We start from the raw sequence: 21,217 nt of genomic DNA on the forward strand, positions 1-21,217 counted from the left end.
GGGTTTCCCCTGCGGGGGAGGAACGGGCATGAAAGAGAGAATTGAGTGGTTAAAAGGGCTTACGTATATTCCGCAAAAGGAAATGGGATGGCTTCTTGAACAAGCTGAATTGTCTGCTAAACAACAGGAAATCATCGAGGAAAACAAGCGTCAGCAGGAAATCGCGGTCAATCAGTTTCGGCAGGCTCAGGAAGAGATACAGCGGCTTACAAAAGAGAATGACAGGTTCAGAAAAGCCTTTCATCTGTTCGCAAATATGAAAACAGTGAGAACGGCGCCTGAATTAGTAATTCAAAGATATTCCCGATATGCGAAGGAGCTTCTTGAAGGCAGAGGATTGGAGGGTAATGCGGAATGAGCGAATTATCCCAAGAACAAACTTGTCCGTATTGCGATTGCACAGAAGAAGCATACCATTCTAACTGGGATTCAGACAGCGACGGGATCGTAACATGCACGAGTTGCTATAAAGAATATTATTCAATGCCCAAATATCACTTTGAGGGTTGGCAGGTTGAAAAAATATGCGAAGAATGCGGTCATGAAGAAAGTGAATGCCATTGCGAGGGGGAAGAAAAATGATGCCATTACAAGTAGAACTTCAGCGGAACGTGAAGGCCACGAAGGACGAAGCAATGACCGTCGAGCAGGCGGCCGAGCTTTTAAAGGTTCACCCGGACTACATCCCGACGCTGGTCGCTCGGTCTGATGATCTGAAAATGATCGGCGATACCATTATCGCTAAACGGGATAAAACAAATATCTGGCTGGTCGGGGCATGCGTGGGGTTTTTCTTCTTCGCTGTCGCTGTCCTGCCGGGGTTGATGGGGTGACGGGATGATCAAGCAACAACTGGGACTTTTCAGAGAAATCATTGTCGATAACTTCGCGGGCGGAGGCGGGGCCAGTACCGGAATTGAATTGGCTACCGGGCTTTCGGTGGACATTGCGATTAACCATGATCCGGCGGCCATCGCCATGCACCAAGTAAACCACCCTGATACAGAACATTATTGTGAGTCTGTTTGGGAAGTAGACCCAAGGGAAGCAGCCAAGGGGCGGCCGATTGGTTTAGCTTGGTTCTCCCCATGATGACGGAAAACGAAGAGCTTCAAGCAAGATGCATCGAACTGGAAACACGCAATGAAGATTTAGCGCGGACGATTCAGGAGCAAAACAAAATGATCCGGGGGCAAAACTGGCGAATCCTGTTTTTCGCCCTCTCTTGGGTCGTATATGGCATCGTAAGCGTCGTGAATTATTTTTGGGGGTGATGGAATGACAGGAGCCGAAAATGACTTAATGCATTGTGAATGTGGAAAGCGGCTTGAACAGTTTGGTGGAGGCACTTGCTCCGACTGCTTTATGGAATCCGTTCATGATTCTATCGCAAACAGGAATAAGAACAAAGAGGTCAAAATCTGGTGCGGCTCGGAAACATTATGGGCTTTTGACAAAAAGGATATAGCGGCCATCAAAGAAATTCCCGGTGGCTCTCGGTTGGAATTGAAGAACGGCGACTGGTTTGAGATTGATTATTCTGTTGAAAAAATGAAGGATATTCTTGGATTGGGGGAAACAAAATGAAGAAAAATGAATCAGTTTCAGTGATTGACGCAATCAAATGCCCGCATTGCGAGTATGTAATGGAATTTTACGATTACATTGAGGGAGGCGATATGTCGGGTGAATTTGAAATGAATTGTGAGAAGTGCCACAAGCCTTTCCATGTGGATTTTAACAGTACATTTCATTTCACTTCTAAAAAACTACATGGAATACCCGAAAGGACGGAGGATTAATAACTATGAAAAAGCTATTCAAATCAATCATTCTATCAGCGGTATTACTTATGGGAGCGGCGGCCGTTGCGCCGTCTGCTTCCGCCGCATGGTCCGGCTGGCAAAATGAATCCGGGTACAGCGGGCGGGTGTTTACGGATGCAGCGACTTACACGGCCGGCGCCTCAACGGTGGACTGGAAAGCCGAGAAGAAAGGCTCAAGCACTCTTTATTACACGGCTGGCGTATACAAGAAGCGCAGCGGCGGCGGGCTGACTGATACGAATTTAGTACAGCGGGGCAGCTTCAAAACGTCAACGCCTCTGAAATCATTCAACGTGAAAACGATCCGGAATAAGACCGGGAAAGGAACCTATGTCATTCAGCTTGACTGCTATTCTGATTCCGGCAAGCGGAACTACATCGGAACATTTGAATCAGCTAAATTTCAAATCAAATAAGGGGGATTCGATGGCGCTGAGAATAGTTTTTATGCTGATGGGGTTAGGATTCTGGTTTTATTTCCAGTACGAATATAGGCCGGACATGAAAGCAAACATCACGTTAATAGGCGCAATCATCGCATTCACGGCTGCGGCGTTTTTTCAAGATATTGATAAGTATATAGAGAAAGGAGAAGACAAGTGACAAAAGAGGAATTGCATAGCTATTATTGCGAGGAATGCGAAGAATGGACATATATTGAAGAGCTTAAATATCCGAATGGTGTTCATTGTGCACATTGTGGAACGGAGGGTGTTTCTATAAGCTCCGAGGGTTATAAAAAATTGAAATGGGCATCGGAACAAAACTAAATAAGTCCAAGACGGAAAGCCTGCGGACACTGATCACTGCACAGAATCACTGTGCTCTGATTGGTGTCCGTTTTTTATTTGAGCGGAGGGATGACATGAAGCAGAAAAAGAAAAAGCCCAATAAAAACGCGCAGGAGCGATCTGAACGCTTTTGGCAACAAATGATGAACACGAACATGCAAACACTTAAACGAGGCAAGGGCGGCGCATTTAAGCGCAAATAAAGGGAGGAATCAGAATGCAAGATTTAATCATTGAGTACAAACGAGCTTTAAGAGAAACAAGAAAAATGTATCGGCTCTACAAAGATACGGCTGAAGTCAATCTGGCGGCTGAACAGATCAACGACAAAAAGATTATCAGTAGCATAATCAGCGATATTGAATTCACTCTTGAATGGCTGCAGAACGGAAGACAGCCCGGCGCCCGTCGAGGTGCTGACAGAAGAGACGCATATCAAAGGACGATTCTTGCTGATCCGCGCTTAATTGATGCGCTCCCGGAAGAATACGCAATCGTTCAAGAAGCTGAGGGAGAGGTAAGTGATTGGGATAAAGAAAGAATCGCTGATGCCCTTTCCGTGCTTACTGAAAAAGAAAAAGACATTTTCATGATGCATGTTGTGCAAAACATGTCATTCGAAGAGATAGCGCAGTTATTGGGGATTAAAAAAGGAACCGTGCAGAAGAACATCGAACGTTCCCGCCTGAAAATGAAAAATAGAGCAGATCACAGCCTATTCTGTTTAGCGTGAATAGGCTCTTTTTTATTGGAGAAATAAAGAAAAAAGCCCATTAAATTACTTGACGTAAGTAAAGTGATGGGGTATAATTAAAGTATAGAAAGGAGGGAAAGAAAGTGGCTGAAATCGCATTGGTACTGGGGATTATCCTCACAACTCTCACAGTTGTTGAAAAAGTCCTCATCATCAGGGAAAAGCTTAAAACAAAAAAGCCCAAAATCAAAAAACGCAGACGTCCAAGAAAGCGCAGATGATTTTGAGCCGAGGGAGAAGGTAGCGCTTCTCCCTTGCTCCAAGTATAGCAAATGCGGCGACTAAAGAAAAATACTTGAAAGCCAGCCACTTTCAAAAAAATGAAAAGTGTACAGTCCACCACCGATATTGTTGTTCTTCTCGCCTTGGCGTATATGTTGTTTTTCCGTCAGGATGTGGCAGCGGGACCATTGAAAACGGCTCTCGATATTAGTCTGATCATTTTATTTGTTGTTTCGATCATTGAGAAAGCATTTTCCCTTTACTTGAAATATCGCGAGAAAAAAGGATGATTCAAAAATGTACAAGCCTAAAGAGCGTGACGCAATCAAGAAATTCTTGAATGAAGAGATACTCAATACAAGTGAAGCGCTTGAGATATTGGGGTTCACCCGTCAGTATCTGAACCAGTTAGTGAAGACCGGGGAACTGGAGCCGATGAAAGAAATGCCCCGGGACAGGCTTTTTCTGAAAGAGGATATTTTGGATTTTCAAAAACATAGAAGGAAATGAGCAAATATGAAAAAATTAATCGATGGTTCAACGATCTTATTCTTTATTCTGTTTGTGATATTGTTCACTAATTTTAATTATGGTGATCTCAGCACTCTCGATATTATTACTATGATTTTGGCAGTGATCTGGTTTGTATTGACTATAATTAATATAACCCTAAAATGGAGAAACCTCCGAAATGGCTAAGTTTATTTTTGAGAGTATAGACGAGCTGAGAGATTTTATGGATAAAGAAGTCATAACGACATCTGAAGCCATTGAGATAATCGGATGCAGCCGGCAGAACCTCAAGCAGCTGGTGGATTATAAAACATTGGTTCCGATTAAAACTACGAACAGAGATCGCCTATTCTTGAGAAAAGATATTGAAGGCTATAAAAAGAAACGTTGATTGCACCCTGTCAAAAGGGTGTTTTTTCGTCTTACGGTTGCCACCTATTTATGTAGGACGCTTTCGTTCGAAATTCACTAACGAAAGGAGTGAATGAGATGGATTACAAAACATCGAAACAAGAAACTGTTTTAGACAACGTGAGAATTACTGGTCATTTGCACAATGCGAAAATACCCCAATTAAGCATAAGTCAACTTGTATCCGAGACAATCGCTGATAAGGAGTTATTCGACTGTATCACTACTGAAAAGGTTGAACAATTATCCAAGGCTCATAATGATTTAGGGTTCACCATTGATCGATTGAAAAAAATTCATGAACAGGGCCGATGCGTAGAGTTTATGAGCGAATTGATACCCACTATTGATAAAGAAAAGTACGGGGACGTATACGAATACAATATAAGACTTAGCGTTAAACATGCTCAGGTTTAAAATGTTACTGCGGCACTGTGAATCAACAGGGTCGCTTTTTTATGTTCTCTGTAAACCGGGTCCAGTGAATCTCAGATAAAACAATTGGCGGCTGACAGCCTCTGAGTGTGGGCTTGGTTTAGAGAGAATATGAAGGGGATGATCCGATGAGTAAAGTGAAAAGAGTTTTTCCCGGCCCTACAAACGGACTTATTAACTGGATGGAACAGAACTTTCATGAGATAGATGGCTTTGTCGCTACTTTCAACATGAAAGACGGAACCACGATGACTGTATACGATGCAGAATCATATTCGCAGGCTGTTGGACTCGTGGAAATAGGGAAAGACACTATTCATCAGCTTGCACACGATGACGAGTTTAGTCCGAAAAAATAATCTCCAAAACAACTCAATTCAAAAGGAGGCGGCGGTGGATGTAGATGGCTGAAAAGCACATTCAGGCGTATAAGGATTACGCCAAAGGCATGAAATACAAGGACCTTGCCGAAAAATACGGGGTGTCAATGAACACCATTAAATCGTGGAAGCAGCGGCATGGTTGGGAACGAAAAAAGGGTGCACCCTCTGAAAAAAGTGTGCACACAAAAAAAGCGGGCGCCCCACCCGGTAATAAAAATGCATTGGGAAACAACGGCGGCGCCCCGGAGAGAAATCGAAACGCGGTTTCGCATGGCTTTTTCTCGAAATATCTGCCGGAAGAAACGCTTGAAATCATGGAAGAGATTCAGGAGCGTTCCCCTGCTGATATGATATGGGATCAGATTCAGATACAGTATGCGGCTATTATCTGGGCGCAACGCATTATGTTTGTACAGAATAAAGACGACCTTGCAAAAGAGCTTAAAAAGGCGAAATACGTTTATCACCAAGAAGAGGACGAAGATGGCAATGAGTATTTTGAAAAAGCCGTCACTGAAGAAGAGTTTGAAATACAATTCGCTTGGGATCGTCATGCAACATTCCTGAATGCTCAATCTCGGGCAATGGGAGAGCTCAGGAGCTTGATCAAGCAATTCGACCAGCTGGCGCATGAGCAAGATGAGCGGCGTCTCAAATTGGAACAGATGCGCTTGAATATCGAGAAAACACGGAACGAAGTCGAGAAAGACGCTCCAAAAGACAGTGGCGTGACGATCATTGATGATATAGGAAGTGAAGACGTTGACGAAGGTTAAGCGAATATCGGACATCGTAACGCCGAAATTCCGTTCGTTTTGGGCGGCAGCCAACAGTCACAAATATCTTCGGTATGTCTTAAAGGGTGGACGTGGCTCTTCGAAATCGACGCATATTGGTACCCGAATAGTCAACGACATGATGAAATACCCGGTCAGTACACTTGTGGTTCGGAAAGTCGCCAACACATTAGGGGAATCGGTTTTCGAGCAGCTTAAAGAGGCAATTGATCTGCTGGGCGTGGGTGAATACTGGCATGTCAATAAATCGCCGATGAGGCTCACGTACAAACCCAGGGGAAACAGCATCATCTTCAGGGGTGCGGACGATCCGGCAAAAATCAAGTCACTCAAGATCGCAAAATTTCCGGTTGCCTTCCTGTGGGTCGAAGAGCTGGCCGAATTTAAACTGGAAGAAGAAATTTCAATGATCGAAAACTCCGTCCTGCGGGCTGAACTCCCGGACGGTCTTTTTTATGCTTTTTACTATTCATACAATCCGCCGAAAAGAAAACAATCGTGGGTTAACAAAAAATATGAATCTTCATTCGTACCAAAGAACACATATATCCATCATTCAACATATCTCGAAAATCCTTATATCTCAAAAGCCTTTAAGGAAGAGGCTGAGATCGTTAAGGAACGGAACCCATTAAAGTACAGATGGGAATATCTCGGCGAAGCGTTAGGGAGTGGTGTTGTGCCATTTGATAATTTGAAAATCGAGAATGGCTGCATTACTGATGAAATGGTTCGTTCATTCGACAACATCCGGCAGGGCGTTGACTTTGGATATGGTCCTGATCCTCTCGCTTACGTCAGGTGGCACTATGACAAAAAGCGGAACAGTATCTATGCGATTGATGAGCTTTATGATCAAAAGGTTTCCAACAGAGAGCTGGCAAAATGGATCAGGTCAAAAGGATATGAGAGTCAAGAAATTACTGCTGACAGTGCTGAACCTAAAAGTATTGATGAATTGAAAATAGATCATGGCATCCGACGCATTACAGGCGCTAAAAAAGGACCTGACTCGGTTCAATATGGCGAGGAATGGCTTGATGATTTAGACGCTATTATCATTGATCCGTTGAGAACGCCTAATATTGCCCGGGAATTCGAGAATATCGACTATCAGACTGATAGAGACGGCAATCCAAAGGCGCGGCTTGAGGACGCTGACAACCACACTATAGATGCCACTCGTTATGCTTTTGAACGGGATATGAAGCGGCCGGGCGTACGGGTCATGACGAGATAAAAAGAAAGGAGCTGATTTCTATTGTATCCAATAACGCCAACACACACAGAAGAGCTGTTGAAAATCATTCAGGACAGTGCAGAAACATCAGATACTCTGCCGGACACTACGGTTATTCAAAAGATGATTGATAAACACGAATTAGATCGTGACCGAATGCTTGAGGGCGTCGCATATTATATGAATCAGGCCGACATAAAAAAAAGACTGCGCTATTTCTATGAGGGTGGCATACGAAAAATAGATACGGAAAAGCCTAATAACCGTATTTCTCATAACTGGCACAAGCTGCTGGTCCAACAGAAAGTGCAGTATCTGGTCGGGAAACCAATCACTTTTAATGCTGAAGATTCAAAGTTCTTGAAGCTGGTCAATGACTTTGTAAACGAAGATTTTGATGACGTGATGAATGAGCTTTTGAAAAACGCCAGTAATAAGGGCAGTGAATGGCTCCACCCATTTGTTGATGAAGACGGGAAATTTGATTTTATCCGGATTCCGGCTGAAGAAGTCATTGCGGTATACGATACGACGAAAAAGCGGAAGCTTCTGTATGCAATCAGGTATTATGATGTGAAAAACATTGATGATGAATACACTCGTAAGGTCGAATTGTATACGGATGAGCAGATATTCTACTACGTAATGCACGATGGTGCTCTCGTTCTTGATTTTGAATACGAACGAAACCCAGAGAGTCATTTTTATTTAGGGAATGCCGGGTATGGATGGGGAAAAGTCCCCTTAGTCGAGTTCAAGAACAATGAAGAAGGTGTCAGCGATCTTGTTTTTTACAAGGATTTAATTGATCAATACAACAGCAACATTTCAAACAACGCAAATACTTTTGATGAAATGCAAGAAATTATTTATGAATTGATAAATTACTCGGATGACCTATCTGAATTTGTCACAAATCTGCGCCACTATAAAGCGGTTGCTGTTGGTGAAGGTGGCGGATTCAACATGAAAACTGCTGAAATCCCCATGGATAGTTCTAATTCCCACCTTGATCGACTTGAGGAAAATATATACCGGTTCGGGCAGGGAGTTAACAATAATCCTGACAAAGTGGGAAATTCACCGACGAACGTTGCAATTAAAAACCTATATTCTTTACTTGATCTGAAGGCAAATGAAGCTGAGAGGAAATTCCGTCCGGCTTTGCATGCCTTCTTTTGGTTTTTTACTGAATATTTGCGGATGACCGGCCAAGGGGAATACGATCACACTCTCTTACAAATGACATTCAACCGTTCACGTATGACCAATGAACTTGAAGAGGTGCAGATGGGTAATCAAAGCACTGATTTAAGCAAAGAAACTCGTCTCGCTCATCATCCATGGGTTGACGATGTAGAAGCTGAAATGAAGCGAATTGAATCTGAAGAAATCGAATACAGGAACAGCATGCCGCCGTTAACGGATGTGGAAACAGACGTGGGCGGTGATGAAGATGAACCAGAATGATATTGATAAGTACCTGGACGACATGATCACTGAGGATGCTCAAAAGATTGATGTCGTTTTTGCATCTCGCTTAAAGGAGACCAATGCACAAATTGCCCGGCTGTATGCGAAATACAGTAAGGACGGCCAGCTTACTTTAGCCGATGCCAACAAATACAATCGTCTGAACAAGGAAATGGAGAGGATGGCCGAGGAATCTCACAAGGCTTTCAAAACCATTCTAACTATTGTTGAGGCATTAGCAGCCAAGCAGTTTTTAGAGAATTATATGCGTTCTGCTTATCTATTTGAAATGGAATCCGTGGTTAACTTGGGTTTTAGCATCCCGACAGCCGAAGTCATTCGGCAGGCCATTCTAAACCCCATAGCTGAATTGACTTTGTCAGCGATATACAGGCGGCATCGCGATGATTATGTCCGGCAGATTCAAATTTCCGTCGCACAGGGCCTACAAGCGGGGGAGGATTATTCAAAGATCGCCCGCCGCATTGAAAGAGCGACCGAATTTGCCCGCAGGAAAGCCCGTGACGTGGCGAGAACAGAAGTTCATAGGGTACAAGTCTCGGCAAGGATGGAAAGCGCTGAAAAGGCCTCAAAACGGAGCAATCTTGAAAAGATGTGGAATGCTACCCTTGATCTTAAAACACGAGCCGGGCACAGGAAGCTGGACGGGAAGACAATAGAACGCAATGGGCTGTTCAAATCAATTTATGGCGGCATCGGACCGGCTCCGGGGCACATGAATAATGCGAAAGACGATATAAACTGCCGTTGCACAATTACGTTTAAAGTGAACGGCGTCCTGCCGGACACGAGAAGGGCGAGGGAAGGTGGTAACGGAGCAGGCCGAACAATCCCATATCAAACCTATGAAGAATGGTACAAATCCATTGAGGAAAAGGGGAAATGATCTATGAAAGTGAATGAACGTATTCAATATTTACTTGAAATGCTGAATTGCGCTATTCGTTACGATGATTCTGATAGTTACGACGAGATTATGAATGAGCTTAAACAAACACTGTTGCAAACAAAAACATTTGATGCAAAAAAAGCCAAAAAGCTTATTGAATCACAGGATATGTACAGGGCTAACTTACAGGAGCTTGAAAAACAGAATGAGCAAAGCAGTCTGACCGTTATTTTTAAGGGTGAAGCGTTGCAAAATTACCAGCTGTATAAAGATAGTCATTAAAGACCTGTCCTGAGCATGACGTTAAAAGGCTCTTTTGTCTGCTCGTTTTAAAGGTTTAGAGCAAAAACAAACGTAAATCCTGTGCGTGAGGTGGACACGCAAAAAAACATCAAAGGAGAGAATGAAATGAGTTTAAAAGAATTGCTCGGTGATGATTTATATGCTCAGGTGATCGAAAAAGCCGGAGATCAAAAGATTGATATTGTCAGTAACGGCCAATGGTTCCCGAAGGAGCGTTTTGATGCAGTCAACAATGAGAAGAAGGACTTGAAAAGCCAGCTTGACGAGCGTGACCAGCAATTGAACACTTTGCAGAAACAGGCTAAAGGAAACGAAGAGCTTCAGGCAGCAATTGAACAATTGCAAGAAGACAACCAAAAAACTGCTGAGGAGTATCAGCAAAAATTAGATCAGCAGGCTTTTGATTTCGCGATTGAATCAGCATTACGTGATGCGAAGTCAAAAAACATCAGGGCTGTTAAAGCCAATTTAAATCTTGATGGTTTGAAATTAGCTGACGGCAAGGTGATTGGTCTTGATGAACAACTAACGGCTCTCAGGGAAAGCGACAGCTATCTTTTTGAGGAAGATCAAAAAGGTGCTCCGTCTTTAGCGGGAAGGCAGCCACATGTTTCCGGTCAATCCGGAACGCAGACGCCTGCAAACCCTTTTAAGAAAGAAACGTTGAATCTTACTGAGCAAGGGCGCCTTTTTAGAGAGAATCCAGAATTAGCAATGCGCTTGCAAAAAGAGGCGCAGTAATGGAGGTGTGAAGGTATGAAAAAACGCATTCCGCGTTTTCTTCGCAATGTGAAGCTACCAGCGGGAGAAAGAGGCCCTAAAGGTGATAGAGGTCCAGCTGGTCCTCAGGGGCCAAAAGGAGATACAGGACCACGAGGCCCGGAAGGCCCTCAAGGTCCAAAAGGCGATCCGGGAACATCAGCTTAATTTAAAATAAAGGAGAAATGACAATGGCAACAACTAAAATAGCGGACGTTATCGTTCCAGAGGTTTTTAACCCATATGTAATTCAAAGAACAGCCGAATTATCGGCATTACAACAGAGCGGGATTATCTCAAATAATCCGGAATTGGATCGTTTAGCCTCTTCAGGCGGTACGACTATCCAAATGCCTTTTTGGGATGATTTAGAGGGAGAAGACGAAGTTTTATCTGACAAAACACCTCTCACACCTGAAAAAATCACATCAGATTTTGATGAGGCGGTGCTTTTGCTTCGTGGTAAAGCGTGGGGAGCAAATGAATTGGCAAAATCATTGGCTGGTAGTGATCCAATGGCCGCGATCGCTGCGCTTGTGGCAAGCTATTGGGCGCGACGCAGACAAGCAACACTTTTAGCAGAGCTGAAAGGTGTGTTCGCTTCACCAACAATGAAAGACAATATTCTTGATATTTCTACTTTGTCAGATGGTGTTTTCAATGGTGAAACATTCATTGATGCAACACATGTGATGGGGGATGCTGAGAATAAATTGACTGCGATTGGCGTTCACTCGAATACTTATGCGGAAATGAAGAAGCAGAACCTTATTGAATTTGTGAAGGATTCAGAGGCGGCTGCAAAAATTCCATTCTATCAAGAAAAGCGGGTTATTGTGGATGACAGTATGCCTGTCGAAACCCTTGAAGAAGGCGGAAAAGTATATACTTCGTATTTATTTGGTGCGGGAGCAATCGGCCTCGGGAACGGAGCAGCCCCAACACCTACCGAAGTAGACCGCGACAGTTTGCAAGGTGAAGACATTCTCATTAATCGTCAACACTTCCTGTTACATCCACGCGGCGTGCGTTTCGTGAAAAACAATGTTGCTGGTCTTGCCCCAACGAATGAGGAATTAGCCGATCCATCCAACTGGAAACGTGTTTACGAGCCTAAAAACATTCGGATGGTTGCATTCAAACACAAGCTGTAAGGGGGCTGGTCTTCATGGGTCTGGCTTCTTTTAATAGAATGCGACGGTTGAAAAAAATGAATTACGAGAGCATGTCTTTAGATCAGCTTAAACAACAAGCAAAAGAAAAAAGGATTCCTGGCTATTTCAACATGAAACGAGAAACACTTCTCGAAAAATTGAAAGGGTGATCCAATGGACATCCAACAAGTAAAACGAATGATAGGGATAACCACCGACAAGCATGACGCTTATTTGTCTGAGGTTGTCCCTATTTTAATTGAGGTTGCCGCAGACGAATGCAAAAATACTTTTGATCCAAAAGCGCTGCCCGCTGGTGTGAAAATATTTGTTGCGAAAGCGGCTGAATACAATATGACGCCGTCTGGTCTGTCTGGGAGAAGTATGGGGGATGTGTCGTATTCGTATAACACGGACTTCCCGCAACACATCATGAAGAATCTGTACCCATACAGAAAGGCATTCCGATGATCTATGAAGAATTCCCGCATGTTGTCACGTTTCAGCGGGTGGAAAAGGTGCCGGACGGCGGCGGGGGCTATGTTGAAAAATTCACTGATTATCTCACAACAGAGGCCTTTGTCGGCGGGATTACGTCCCGGGAATATTATCAGGCTCAGCAGCTTCAGAACCCGGTTGATTGCAATGTGTATTTTCCGTATCGCAATGATATTGAGAAGACAATGCGGATCATCTACGAAAATAAGGTGCTGACTCTCAAATCAGATCCGATCGACCAGGGCGGCATGCATGAGATGATGAATTTGAAATGTCAGGTAACGGGGGTGCTGAAGGGCAGTGGCTGAGGTCAGTGGTAGATGGGTCAGGCAGATGCAAAGAGCCACGAGCGAGTTTAGAAACCGGGTCATAGATGATATTAAGCAACTGGTCACAGACACGGCCGAGCTGATTTACAGCCATGCTGTCCTGAATGCTCCGACCGCCGCGATAGACGGAGGGAACCTGAAAAATTCAATTGAAATCGACTACCAAGAGGGCGGCTTACGGGCCGTTATTTCTGTTGGTGCCGATTATGCCGTATATGTGGAATATGGAACAGGGATTTATGCAGAGGAAGGCGGCGGCCGGCAAACGCCGTGGGTTTATTATGACACCAAGCTTAATAGATGGGTGGTCACGCGGGGAATGCGGGCACAGCCGTTCTGGAACCCAGCGGTGGACGAAGGCATGCGGTATTTTGCCAGTCAAATGTGATGGAAAGGAGCTGTCATCATGCGATCTGCCCTGTGGCCGTTGCAGGCTGCTCTATTTAAGAGGTTGTCAACAGACGAAGAGCTGAACGGGCGCGTCACGGGCGTCTTTGATGCAGTCCCGAAAGATCAGCAAAAGCCTTATGTCACAATGGGAGATGATGATGTTTCCCCATTTGAAACAAAGACATCCAGCGGTGAAGAAATCAATGTCGTTCTGCACTGCTGGTCGGGTTACAACGGAAAAAAAGAAGCAATGGAGATTCTGAGCCTCATGCTTCAAGCGTTAACAAGCAGGCCCCTAACAATAGAGGGCTTTTCTTTATGCCGTTCTGAGATGCGCAGCATGCAGGTGATCACCGATATTGACGGGTACACGCGTCACGGCATTCTCAGAATGCGCTTCACAATAAACAATTGAGAGGATGAACAAAATGCCGGATTTATTAAACGGTAAAGATGAGATTTATTTTGTGCAGCCGATGGATGCAAAAGGGACAGATGGGCTGTTCATTGCCTTTCAAACAGAAGGGTCACACACGAAAGAACAGGACACGCTGGACGAGTCCACAAAATCAGGCCGTATTGTCGGTTACGGTACAAAAAATGAAAGCTTTGAGCTGACTTTTTATGCTGCTGTGTCCGATCCAGGGCAGGAAGCGATCGAAAACGCATTTGATAACGAAAAGGCAATTAAGGTCTGGAAAGTCAATAAAAACAAAAATAAAAATGGAAAGCACAACGCAGTTTATGGTCATGCAATTATTGAAAGTTTGGAAGCGAGCCAGCCGCAAGATGGTTTTGTTGAGACGTCCGTTACTCTTCCTGTACTCGGAAAAACATTCAAAGGCGAATTGCCTCCACTATCGGACGAAGTATTAGCGGCGATTGAATCCTCTGCCGGCGCGACTAAATTTGAGGAATTCGGCGGCACGACTACGCCCTAATGCGCCCCAAAATCTATCGTTCACGGCTACGACTGACAGCGTGACCGTGAAATGGGATGCGGTAGATGGGGCGACTTCATATAAGGTATACAGGGGAGCGGGCAAGCAACTGGACGCAACTGTCACTGGCACATCCCACACCTTGACAGGAATTGCAGCCGACACGAAACTGACGGTCAACGTCTCTGCTGTGAACGATGCTGGCGAGTCCTCAATGACTGAGATTGTTACGCAAACACAAGCGGTTACGCCCTAACGTACCCCGCAATATAACTGCGAAAACCGCCACTTCAAATCAGGTGAGTTTTTCATGGGATGCGGTGAAAGGGGCGTCATCTTACAACATTTACAGATTTTATGCAAAAATAGCGACTGTCTCAGAGAATTCGTATACGTCGAATCCTAACCTGAAGCCGGACACTGCCTACATTTTTAACGTGTCGGCAGTGAACTCGGCCGGGGAATCGGAACGATCGGCCAATTTTACGATACGTACAGAAAAGGAATCATAGGGTCCGGACTTCCCGGGCTCTTTTTTAACATAAAAAAATAATCGGAGGTTTTATAATTGGCTTACTTAACTATCGGAGATAAAGAATACAAATCACGCTGCGACTTTGCTTTTGACAGATTGGCAAACGAAAAATATTCCACTGCGGACGAAAAGGGCAAAGGCGGCACAATGAATATTTACATGAGCTTGCTCAACGAAGAGGCTTCCTATCTTTCTGCTTTTTGGGATTGTGCACTCGCTTACTTGAAGAAAGAAAAGCCATCAATTGAGGCTATTGAAGAAGCAATTATTAAAATCATTGATGAAGACGAAACAGGCGACGCAATTGACAAGATGATCAATGAAGCATTCACAACGCTGGACTCGGCGGGTTTTTTCAAAGGCGTGATCCGTCAGCGCTGGAAGATGATGGAGAAGATGAACAAAGGGAAGAAACCGGCTCCGAACGAAACGCCGGAAATGGAAGCGAAGCGGCTGGAGGACGAAGAGAACGGCAAGGAAGTCCTGAAGATGATGAAAGAGGCATACAAAGAGAGAACGGGATCGACTATGACCAAATAATTACAAATTCCGCACATTGGCTCGGGGTTTATGATGTGGATTTAATCATGTCATGGACTCCTAACGAGTACAAGCTTTTGCTCAAAGGGGCCAAGTTGCGAGAAATAGATGAATTGGAGCTTATGGCAAGAAACGCCATGTTTCACCGTTACGCCATGAATGAGAAGCGCCCTAAAGAAACGAAAATGTTTGATGCAAAGAAGGCCAGACGCCAATTGGAGCGGAATATCACTGGCGATAACGACAAATGGCGTAAATCAGATGTGAACGAGCTCGGCAAACGAGCTAAAGGGGTTCAGCGGTTTAATGATACAATCCGCAACCACTTTGCAAAATTTGGACAAGGAATGGGGTGAGGAATTGATCGAAAGATTGACAGCAATAGTTGAAGCGCAGACAAGAAGATTTACTCGCAGCATGGACCGTGTGAATGATATGATGCGCCGGATGAATGATCATCAGACAGTAGAAATTGACGCAGAGATCGCAAGCTTTCAGGCCAGAGTGCGGCAGGCCGAGCAGCAAATTGATAATTTTGTACATCGACATGAACGCACGCGAGTTGATTTAGATGCTGATTCAGATCCTCTGACTAGAGCTGTGTCAGAAGCACGGACAGCTTTAGCTTCGTTGCGAAATAGAGTCACTACCAACATAAACGGTGATACCTCGAATTTAACGAGAGCGGTAGCAGTAGCCAGAACAGAGACACATTCCTTGCCAAAACGTGTTTGGATACACATCGAAGCCCGAATTGATCGGTTTGAAACATCAATGAACAGGCTCGCCAAAATCACTAACTCTGTTTCAACTGTCATAGGTCATTCGCTTGCTGGCGCCTTCACGTCCGCATTGCCTGCAATTTCTCCGGTTCTTGCCAGCATAACCGGGGCAATTGGTGCCTTGGGCCCTATGCTCGGGGTGGCAGCTGGCGGGGTTATGGGGTTAACCAGTGCATTTGCAACAGCGGGAACAGGCGCGGCGGCATTCGGTGCCCTGGCTATTACTTCAATAAGCGGTGTATTCAAAGCATCTGAAGACCTTGCAAAGCTGCAGGAGAAGCTGGACAATGCAACGAGCGCAAAAGAGCGCGCTAAAATCATGAAACAGATCAATAATCTGCAAAAATCTCTTGGAAAAGAAGAGAGAGAGGCATTAAAGAACCTCGAAGACTTCAAAGACAATTGGCGGGACATCGGTACGATGGTTCAAAAGCCGATCTTAAAAACATTCGGTATGTCTCTAAATACGTTTAAACTCGCGCTTAACTCACTCATTCCAATGTTTGATGGACTGGCAAAAGAGGGCGTGGGACTGGCGAAAAGCATGGATAAGGCTTTTAAAGCTCCGGACATGCAGAGATTCATTTCCTATCTGAACAAAGAAGCTCCGGCGGCGTTTGCTTCATTCGGCCGATCTGCCGGGAATGTCTTACGGACAGTTTTTAATCTGATCGTAGCATTCGGACCGACTGGAAAGAGCATGACAAAATCCATCGAAGGAATGACCCAATCATGGGTGAAATGGTCAGCGAACTTGGGCTCCTCAAAGAAATTTCAGGCTTTTGTGGAGTATACAAAAACCAACGGCCCAAAACTGCTGCAGATCATCAGAAACTTTTCGGGCGGCCTGACAAAGCTGTTTACTGGATTCGCTCCTATGTCTCAAGACATGATGACATCCCTCGTAGATCTGACCAAGCGGTTCAATGAGTGGGCTGGCAGCGTTACGAAAACAAAAGAATTTCAATCGTTCATAGACTATATCAAAACCAACGGCCCTACAGTATGGAGCACATTGGGGCAGATCGCGAAGACTATCATCAACTTGCTTGTCGGCATGGCTCCACTCGGAAAAACGATTTTGGAGAATGTAAATGGGTTTTTGAAATTTACTAATGCGGCGATGGAAGCAAACCCGGCAATCGGGAAGTTCATTGCGGCGGGCATTTCATTAATCGGTGCTCTAAGAGCTATTGTTCCGGCGATAGTAGCGGTCAGTGCTGTTACCAACGGTCTTAAAGATTTTAAAGATGCAGCTGATTATCTACGAACCTTCAAAACCACAGCTGCGGGTATAAAGCTGGCCGGCCTGATTGGCCAATTAAAATCAGCGATAGCAACTATGGGACAATTCATTGCGAAGTATACAGCGATGGCAGCAAGCGCAACAGCTAATGCTGTGAAAATGGCGGCATCGTGGACAGCCATGAAAATATCAGCGTTTGTTTCTGCTCTGAGGCGCGGCATTGTTCAAATGGGCTTATGGATCAAGAATATGACTGTAATGGCGGCCCAATCAATCGCAAGTGCTGCCCGTACAGCAACCGCATGGACAGCAATGAAGATCTCCTCTTTTATCACAATGCTGACAAACGGGATTAAGCAGATGGGTCTTTTCATTGCCAAAATGACCGTGCTCGCAGCGCAATCCATAGCACAGGCAACCCGCATGGCAGCGGCTTGGACGGCGGCGCAGATCAGCAATTTCATATCTTTGCTGGTTGCAGGCGGTAAGCAAATGGTTTTATTCGGTCGGCAACTCGTCATGCTTGCGGCACAAGCGGCAGCACAGGCGGCACGTATGGCCGCATCATGGGTCATCGCAATGGGGCCTATCGGATGGATTACGGCGGCTGTCATCGGTCTGGTTGCCTTGATCATCGCGAATTGGGACACGGTAAAATCGGCTACAATTGCGGCATGGGGCGCTATTTCCAGTTGGCTGTCTACTGTCTGGACAGGTATAAAGACGATAGCAACATCAACATGGAACGGAATAAAGTCGTTCTTCTCTACTGTTTGGAATGGAATTGTATCGGCAGCTAAAAGCATTTGGAACGGCCTGAAAACATTCTTTTCATCACTCTGGAATGGGATGAAAACCGCGTTCACAACGGTTTGGAACGGCATTAAGTCATTCGCCACTTCAACCTGGAAAGGCATTGTGTCAGTCGGGAAATCTGTCTGGAATGGTTTAAAAACGTTCTTTTCATCTGTTTGGAATGGAATGAAAACCGCATTTACAAGCATTTGGAACGGCATCAAAACAATTGCTACTTCGATCTGGAAGGGCGTTGTATCAGTTGGAAAATCAATCTGGAATGGATTGAAAACATTCTTCACCAGTTGGCTAAATACGCAAAAGAAAATCTTCAGCACCGTTTGGAATGCGATAAAAACTGTTGTTACCACAGTATGGAAAGCTGTATCTTCTACTGCCAAGAGCATTTGGAATGGTTTGAAGTCATTTTTTAGCAGCATGCTGAATGGCACCAAGAGTGTTTTTACAAGCGTGTGGAACGCCGTCAAAGGTTTTGTGACAGGGCTCTGGAAAGGGCTTGTGAGTACAGCTAAAAGCCTATTCAATAGTATGAAAAACGCTATTTCCGGCATAATGAAATCAGCAAAATCAACAATTACAAGCATATGGAACGGTGTCATGAAGTTTTTCCGCGGCATTAACTTGTGGCAGATCGGTAAGAACATCATCCAAGGCTTAATAAATGGTATTAGCGGCATGGCGGGAGCATTAGCGAGCAAAGTAAAATCAATGGCAAATGCTATCCCTAACGGCATGAAAAAACTTCTGGGAATCCATTCTCCGTCAAGGGTAATGCGTGACAAGGTCGGCTATCACGTCGGTACCGGTATGGCGGCTGGTATTGATAAGTCGCAGGCCAAAGTAAAAGCGGCTGCGGCGAGAGCGGCTAAAGCGGCTCAAAAAGCTGCTGAAGTGAAAGTGACCAACAAAATTAAAAACGCTGAAGTTAAATATGACACCAAGAAAATGGGCGCTGACACTTATATCAAGACGTTGCAGAAAATCCAGAAGCAAAACAAGCTGACAAGCGAGCAAAGCCGAAAAATCCAGCGTGAAATCTATCAAGCTGCCAAAAACGCCTCTGATAAACAGAAGAAGCTTTTGAAAGAGCAGCAGCGCAAGGAAGCGAAGGCGAAGCTGGCGTATACCAAGAAAGTATCAGATCAGATTAAGAAAGCTGAGGCAAAATACGATACAGGAAAAATCAGCGGGAATACCTATATCAAAACGCTTGAGAAAATCAAGAAGAAGAACAAGCTGAATTCTGACCAGCAAATAAAGGTTCAACGGGAAATCTATCAGACTCAAAAAGCGATGGCTGATAAGACCAGAAAGCAGAAGGAAGCCGAAAAGAAAGCGGCTGACAAACTTAACAAGGGCATTCTTTCTGCAAACAATACTTATCTCTCAAAATTCAAAAGTGTGAATGATAAACTGACTGCCGATATTAAGGCGGCCAATGATGCCTATAAAAAAGAGCTGCAAGACCGAACTGACGCGATCTATAACGCCATCGGTCTATTTGACGATGTCTCAAGTCAAAATGTGAACGGCTCCAAGCTGACTTCAAATCTTAAAAAGCAGCTGGACAAGATCAAAACGTTCAACACTGACATTACAAAAATAGCAAGCCGGGCACCGAAGGCATTCACAGACGAATTGAAAGAAATGGGTGTCGGGTCAGCTGATCAGATTAATGCAATAGCCCGCATGACAGATTCGGAGCTAAATGAGTATGTCAGTCTGTGGAAAGAAAAGCACAAGCTGGCCAGTGACCAGGCTACCCAAGAATTAACCGGCTTGAAGAACGCGACGACCAAGAAAATAAATGAATTACGATCTGCCGCAAATAAAGAACTGGCACTATTGAAAAATGACTATCTCCGCAAAATTGGGGAGCTTACAGTGGATGTAAAACAGCTTGGTTCTCTCAAGAAAAGCGGAAAAGCCATCGGTTCAAATACAATGGCTGGCATTATTTCTGGAATGAAGAATATGAAGGGCGAGCTGGCGAAAGAAGCAAATTCCATCGCCTCGACAATTGAGAAAACCATTAAGAAAAAATTGAAAATCCACTCCCCATCCAGATTGATGCGGGATCAGGTCGGGATCATGGTTCCTGCCGGTATCGCTGTGGGGATTCAGAATGGTATCGGTGCTGTTCAGAAAGCTATGGGCGCCGTCAGTGATGCCATGACTATTCAGCAGGAGGATCTGAATTTTGCATATGACACATCCATTTCTAGTAGCGAACTCGGCACGGTTAGAAAAGAATTGAGCGCGGACATCCGGAACCTTGAATTGCCTGACAGAATGATTGTTGTTGAGATGGACAGCAAGAAGGTCGGTCAAGGCGTAGAAAAGCCTGTCACAAACGCACAAAAAAGGTCAAACGCAAGGAGGGTGAGATTTAATGATTAATTACCAGGAACTGCTGCCTAACCAATGGAAAATCACGTTTGATGGCATTGATATCTCCCCCTTCTTTTATGTGAAGACCACGGGCGGCCGGGGAGTGACCGGAAGAGAAGTGAATACAGCCACTATCGGGAATCGCCCCGGCGGTTTCCTGCGGAACACAAGAATCCCTGTAAGAGTCATAACCATTGAGGTTCTTTTTGCCTTCAGCAGTGAAGAAGAGTTGAAGAAAAAGCAGGAGGAATTGACTTTTATTCTGCACACCGAAGAGCCTAAACCGTTAATTTTTCATGATGAGCCTGACAGATTCTATAACGCTGTCTTTGAAAGCATTTCAGAAGGCGAAGAACAGGGAGGCTTTCAGACTGCAACATTGACTTTTATCTGTCCGGATCCAAAAAAATACGGCTTAGCGAAGGATTTTGAATTTGATTCAGGTGTTCAAACTATTACTAATCCGGGCTATGCAGCCGTAGACCCAACAATCGAATGCGTTTTTGAAGAGAAAGCCACTTCATATGAGGTGGCTCTTCTTAATGCTGATGGGTCTGTATCGAAAACGATCAAGCTGCTTTACGATTTCATCGCTGGTGACACTCTTGTAATTGATTCAGCAAAAAGAAAGGTCACTTGCAGCGGTAATTTAATCATGACAGCACTTCAAATTCAATCAGATTGGTTTCTGTTGCCGCCCAGGACGCCAGTTAAAATCAAGTTCAGTCATAAGAGCAGCATCAAATTTAATGAGGCATATTTGTAAGGAGGTCCGGTC

33 protein-coding genes and 1 pseudogene are annotated in these 21,217 nt (G+C 44.6%); all 34 read left to right on the top strand.

The window, feature by feature from the left end; genetic code table 11:
• Positions 1 to 28: 28 nt before the first annotated feature.
• The 34 genes and pseudogenes from NYE68_RS03705 to NYE68_RS03870 all read left to right on the top strand — a co-directional run bounded on the left by NYE68_RS03705 (position 29) and on the right by NYE68_RS03870 (position 21,205).
• Positions 29 to 358: a hypothetical protein gene (locus tag NYE68_RS03705; protein WP_342494051.1), complete on the top strand. Its 330-nt coding sequence runs from the start codon at positions 29 to 31 to the stop codon at positions 356 to 358.
• Positions 359 to 578: 220 nt separating this feature from the next.
• A complete protein-coding gene (locus tag NYE68_RS03710) occupies positions 579 to 833 on the top strand; it encodes a hypothetical protein (protein ID WP_342494052.1) in 255 nt (84 codons plus the stop codon).
• Between the two features lie 4 nt (positions 834 to 837).
• Positions 838 to 1,089 (top strand): annotated as a pseudogene (locus NYE68_RS03715) (DNA cytosine methyltransferase); the annotation flags it as partial.
• Between the two features lie 2 nt (positions 1,090 to 1,091).
• The gene (locus tag NYE68_RS03720) at positions 1,092 to 1,274 is read left to right on the top strand and encodes a hypothetical protein (protein WP_342494143.1); all 183 of its coding nucleotides are present in this window, start codon (positions 1,092 to 1,094) and stop codon (positions 1,272 to 1,274) included.
• Between the two features lie 4 nt (positions 1,275 to 1,278).
• Positions 1,279 to 1,587 carry a hypothetical protein gene (locus NYE68_RS03725; protein WP_342494053.1) on the top strand — a complete coding sequence of 103 codons (309 nt, stop codon included), beginning with the start codon at positions 1,279 to 1,281 and terminating at the stop codon, positions 1,585 to 1,587.
• A complete protein-coding gene (locus NYE68_RS03730) occupies positions 1,584 to 1,802 on the top strand; it encodes a hypothetical protein (RefSeq protein ID WP_342494054.1) in 219 nt (72 codons plus the stop codon). Before NYE68_RS03725 ends, NYE68_RS03730 begins: the two co-directional genes overlap by 4 nt.
• Before the next feature lie 5 nt (positions 1,803 to 1,807).
• Positions 1,808 to 2,242: a hypothetical protein gene (locus tag NYE68_RS03735; RefSeq protein WP_342494055.1), complete on the top strand. Its 435-nt coding sequence runs from the start codon at positions 1,808 to 1,810 to the stop codon at positions 2,240 to 2,242.
• Between the two features lie 10 nt (positions 2,243 to 2,252).
• Complete coding sequence (locus NYE68_RS03740; RefSeq protein ID WP_164461502.1) at positions 2,253 to 2,429, top strand: hypothetical protein; 177 nt, start codon at positions 2,253 to 2,255, stop codon at positions 2,427 to 2,429.
• 262 nt (positions 2,430 to 2,691) lie between these two features.
• Positions 2,692 to 2,820, top strand: a complete 129-nt coding sequence (locus NYE68_RS03745) for a hypothetical protein (RefSeq protein WP_342494056.1) — start codon at positions 2,692 to 2,694, stop codon at positions 2,818 to 2,820.
• A gap of 14 nt (positions 2,821 to 2,834) precedes the next feature.
• Positions 2,835 to 3,350: a sigma-70 family RNA polymerase sigma factor gene (locus NYE68_RS03750; protein WP_342494057.1), complete on the top strand. Its 516-nt coding sequence runs from the start codon at positions 2,835 to 2,837 to the stop codon at positions 3,348 to 3,350.
• Between the two features lie 104 nt (positions 3,351 to 3,454).
• On the top strand, positions 3,455 to 3,592 hold the full coding sequence (locus NYE68_RS03755) for a hypothetical protein (protein WP_014304494.1): 138 nt from the start codon (positions 3,455 to 3,457) through the stop codon (positions 3,590 to 3,592).
• 298 nt (positions 3,593 to 3,890) lie between these two features.
• Positions 3,891 to 4,103, top strand: coding sequence for a helix-turn-helix domain-containing protein (locus tag NYE68_RS03760; protein WP_003155868.1), 213 nt, complete (start codon positions 3,891 to 3,893; stop codon positions 4,101 to 4,103).
• A 181-nt stretch (positions 4,104 to 4,284) separates the two neighbouring features.
• Entirely contained in the window at positions 4,285 to 4,497 is a 213-nt protein-coding gene (locus NYE68_RS03765) for a transcriptional regulator (protein WP_031378531.1), read from the top strand.
• Positions 4,498 to 4,595: 98 nt separating this feature from the next.
• Positions 4,596 to 4,934, top strand: coding sequence for a hypothetical protein (locus tag NYE68_RS03770; protein WP_342494058.1), 339 nt, complete (start codon positions 4,596 to 4,598; stop codon positions 4,932 to 4,934).
• Between the two features lie 146 nt (positions 4,935 to 5,080).
• Positions 5,081 to 5,311, top strand: coding sequence for a hypothetical protein (locus tag NYE68_RS03775; protein WP_342494059.1), 231 nt, complete (start codon positions 5,081 to 5,083; stop codon positions 5,309 to 5,311).
• Positions 5,312 to 5,355: 44 nt separating this feature from the next.
• Positions 5,356 to 6,111 carry a phage terminase small subunit gene (terS, locus tag NYE68_RS03780; protein ID WP_342494060.1) on the top strand — a complete coding sequence of 252 codons (756 nt, stop codon included), beginning with the start codon at positions 5,356 to 5,358 and terminating at the stop codon, positions 6,109 to 6,111.
• On the top strand, positions 6,098 to 7,372 hold the full coding sequence (locus NYE68_RS03785) for a PBSX family phage terminase large subunit (protein ID WP_013351221.1): 1,275 nt from the start codon (positions 6,098 to 6,100) through the stop codon (positions 7,370 to 7,372). The genes terS and NYE68_RS03785 overlap by 14 nt, the downstream gene beginning before the upstream one ends.
• Positions 7,373 to 7,393: 21 nt before the next feature.
• The gene (locus NYE68_RS03790; protein ID WP_342494061.1) at positions 7,394 to 8,842 is read left to right on the top strand and encodes a phage portal protein; all 1,449 of its coding nucleotides are present in this window, start codon (positions 7,394 to 7,396) and stop codon (positions 8,840 to 8,842) included.
• Positions 8,829 to 9,752, top strand: a complete 924-nt coding sequence (locus tag NYE68_RS03795) for a phage minor head protein (protein WP_342494062.1) — start codon at positions 8,829 to 8,831, stop codon at positions 9,750 to 9,752. The genes NYE68_RS03790 and NYE68_RS03795 overlap by 14 nt, the downstream gene beginning before the upstream one ends.
• Positions 9,753 to 9,755: 3 nt before the next feature.
• Positions 9,756 to 10,037, top strand: a complete 282-nt coding sequence (locus NYE68_RS03800) for a hypothetical protein (protein ID WP_215532455.1) — start codon at positions 9,756 to 9,758, stop codon at positions 10,035 to 10,037.
• A gap of 126 nt (positions 10,038 to 10,163) precedes the next feature.
• Entirely contained in the window at positions 10,164 to 10,799 is a 636-nt protein-coding gene (locus NYE68_RS03805) for a phage scaffolding protein (protein ID WP_342494063.1), read from the top strand.
• A 209-nt stretch (positions 10,800 to 11,008) separates the two neighbouring features.
• Complete coding sequence (locus tag NYE68_RS03810; RefSeq protein WP_139890470.1) at positions 11,009 to 11,971, top strand: major capsid protein; 963 nt, start codon at positions 11,009 to 11,011, stop codon at positions 11,969 to 11,971.
• 14 nt (positions 11,972 to 11,985) lie between these two features.
• Positions 11,986 to 12,141 carry a hypothetical protein gene (locus NYE68_RS03815; RefSeq protein WP_156476280.1) on the top strand — a complete coding sequence of 52 codons (156 nt, stop codon included), beginning with the start codon at positions 11,986 to 11,988 and terminating at the stop codon, positions 12,139 to 12,141.
• A 4-nt stretch (positions 12,142 to 12,145) separates the two neighbouring features.
• On the top strand, positions 12,146 to 12,442 hold the full coding sequence (locus tag NYE68_RS03820) for a phage head-tail connector protein (protein ID WP_241457983.1): 297 nt from the start codon (positions 12,146 to 12,148) through the stop codon (positions 12,440 to 12,442).
• The gene (locus NYE68_RS03825) at positions 12,439 to 12,777 is read left to right on the top strand and encodes a phage head closure protein (RefSeq protein ID WP_342494064.1); all 339 of its coding nucleotides are present in this window, start codon (positions 12,439 to 12,441) and stop codon (positions 12,775 to 12,777) included. The genes NYE68_RS03820 and NYE68_RS03825 overlap by 4 nt, the downstream gene beginning before the upstream one ends.
• Positions 12,770 to 13,186, top strand: coding sequence for an HK97 gp10 family phage protein (locus NYE68_RS03830; RefSeq protein WP_007408589.1), 417 nt, complete (start codon positions 12,770 to 12,772; stop codon positions 13,184 to 13,186). The genes NYE68_RS03825 and NYE68_RS03830 overlap by 8 nt, the downstream gene beginning before the upstream one ends.
• 18 nt (positions 13,187 to 13,204) lie before the next feature.
• Complete coding sequence (locus NYE68_RS03835) at positions 13,205 to 13,603, top strand: DUF3168 domain-containing protein (RefSeq protein WP_115998535.1); 399 nt, start codon at positions 13,205 to 13,207, stop codon at positions 13,601 to 13,603.
• 13 nt (positions 13,604 to 13,616) lie between these two features.
• A complete protein-coding gene (locus tag NYE68_RS03840; RefSeq protein WP_241457986.1) occupies positions 13,617 to 14,129 on the top strand; it encodes a phage major tail protein, TP901-1 family in 513 nt (170 codons plus the stop codon).
• On the top strand, positions 14,071 to 14,385 hold the full coding sequence (locus NYE68_RS03845) for a fibronectin type III domain-containing protein (protein ID WP_342494065.1): 315 nt from the start codon (positions 14,071 to 14,073) through the stop codon (positions 14,383 to 14,385). Before NYE68_RS03840 ends, NYE68_RS03845 begins: the two co-directional genes overlap by 59 nt.
• Complete coding sequence (locus NYE68_RS03850) at positions 14,354 to 14,641, top strand: fibronectin type III domain-containing protein (RefSeq protein ID WP_342494066.1); 288 nt, start codon at positions 14,354 to 14,356, stop codon at positions 14,639 to 14,641. Before NYE68_RS03845 ends, NYE68_RS03850 begins: the two co-directional genes overlap by 32 nt.
• 56 nt (positions 14,642 to 14,697) lie before the next feature.
• Positions 14,698 to 15,204 carry a tail assembly chaperone gene (locus NYE68_RS03855; protein WP_326134092.1) on the top strand — a complete coding sequence of 169 codons (507 nt, stop codon included), beginning with the start codon at positions 14,698 to 14,700 and terminating at the stop codon, positions 15,202 to 15,204.
• A 47-nt stretch (positions 15,205 to 15,251) separates the two neighbouring features.
• Positions 15,252 to 15,560, top strand: a complete 309-nt coding sequence (locus tag NYE68_RS03860; RefSeq protein WP_213391045.1) for a hypothetical protein — start codon at positions 15,252 to 15,254, stop codon at positions 15,558 to 15,560.
• Positions 15,561 to 15,564: 4 nt separating this feature from the next.
• Positions 15,565 to 20,448 (top strand): hypothetical protein, encoded by a 4,884-nt coding sequence (locus NYE68_RS03865; protein ID WP_342494067.1) that lies wholly within the window; start codon positions 15,565 to 15,567, stop codon positions 20,446 to 20,448.
• A complete protein-coding gene (locus NYE68_RS03870; RefSeq protein WP_342494068.1) occupies positions 20,441 to 21,205 on the top strand; it encodes a distal tail protein Dit in 765 nt (254 codons plus the stop codon). Before NYE68_RS03865 ends, NYE68_RS03870 begins: the two co-directional genes overlap by 8 nt.
• Positions 21,206 to 21,217: the final 12 nt, after the last annotated feature.

It is taken from the genome of Bacillus sp. FSL R5-0447 (genome assembly GCF_038606125.1).
Taxonomy (GTDB): domain Bacteria; phylum Bacillota; class Bacilli; order Bacillales; family Bacillaceae; genus Bacillus; species Bacillus velezensis.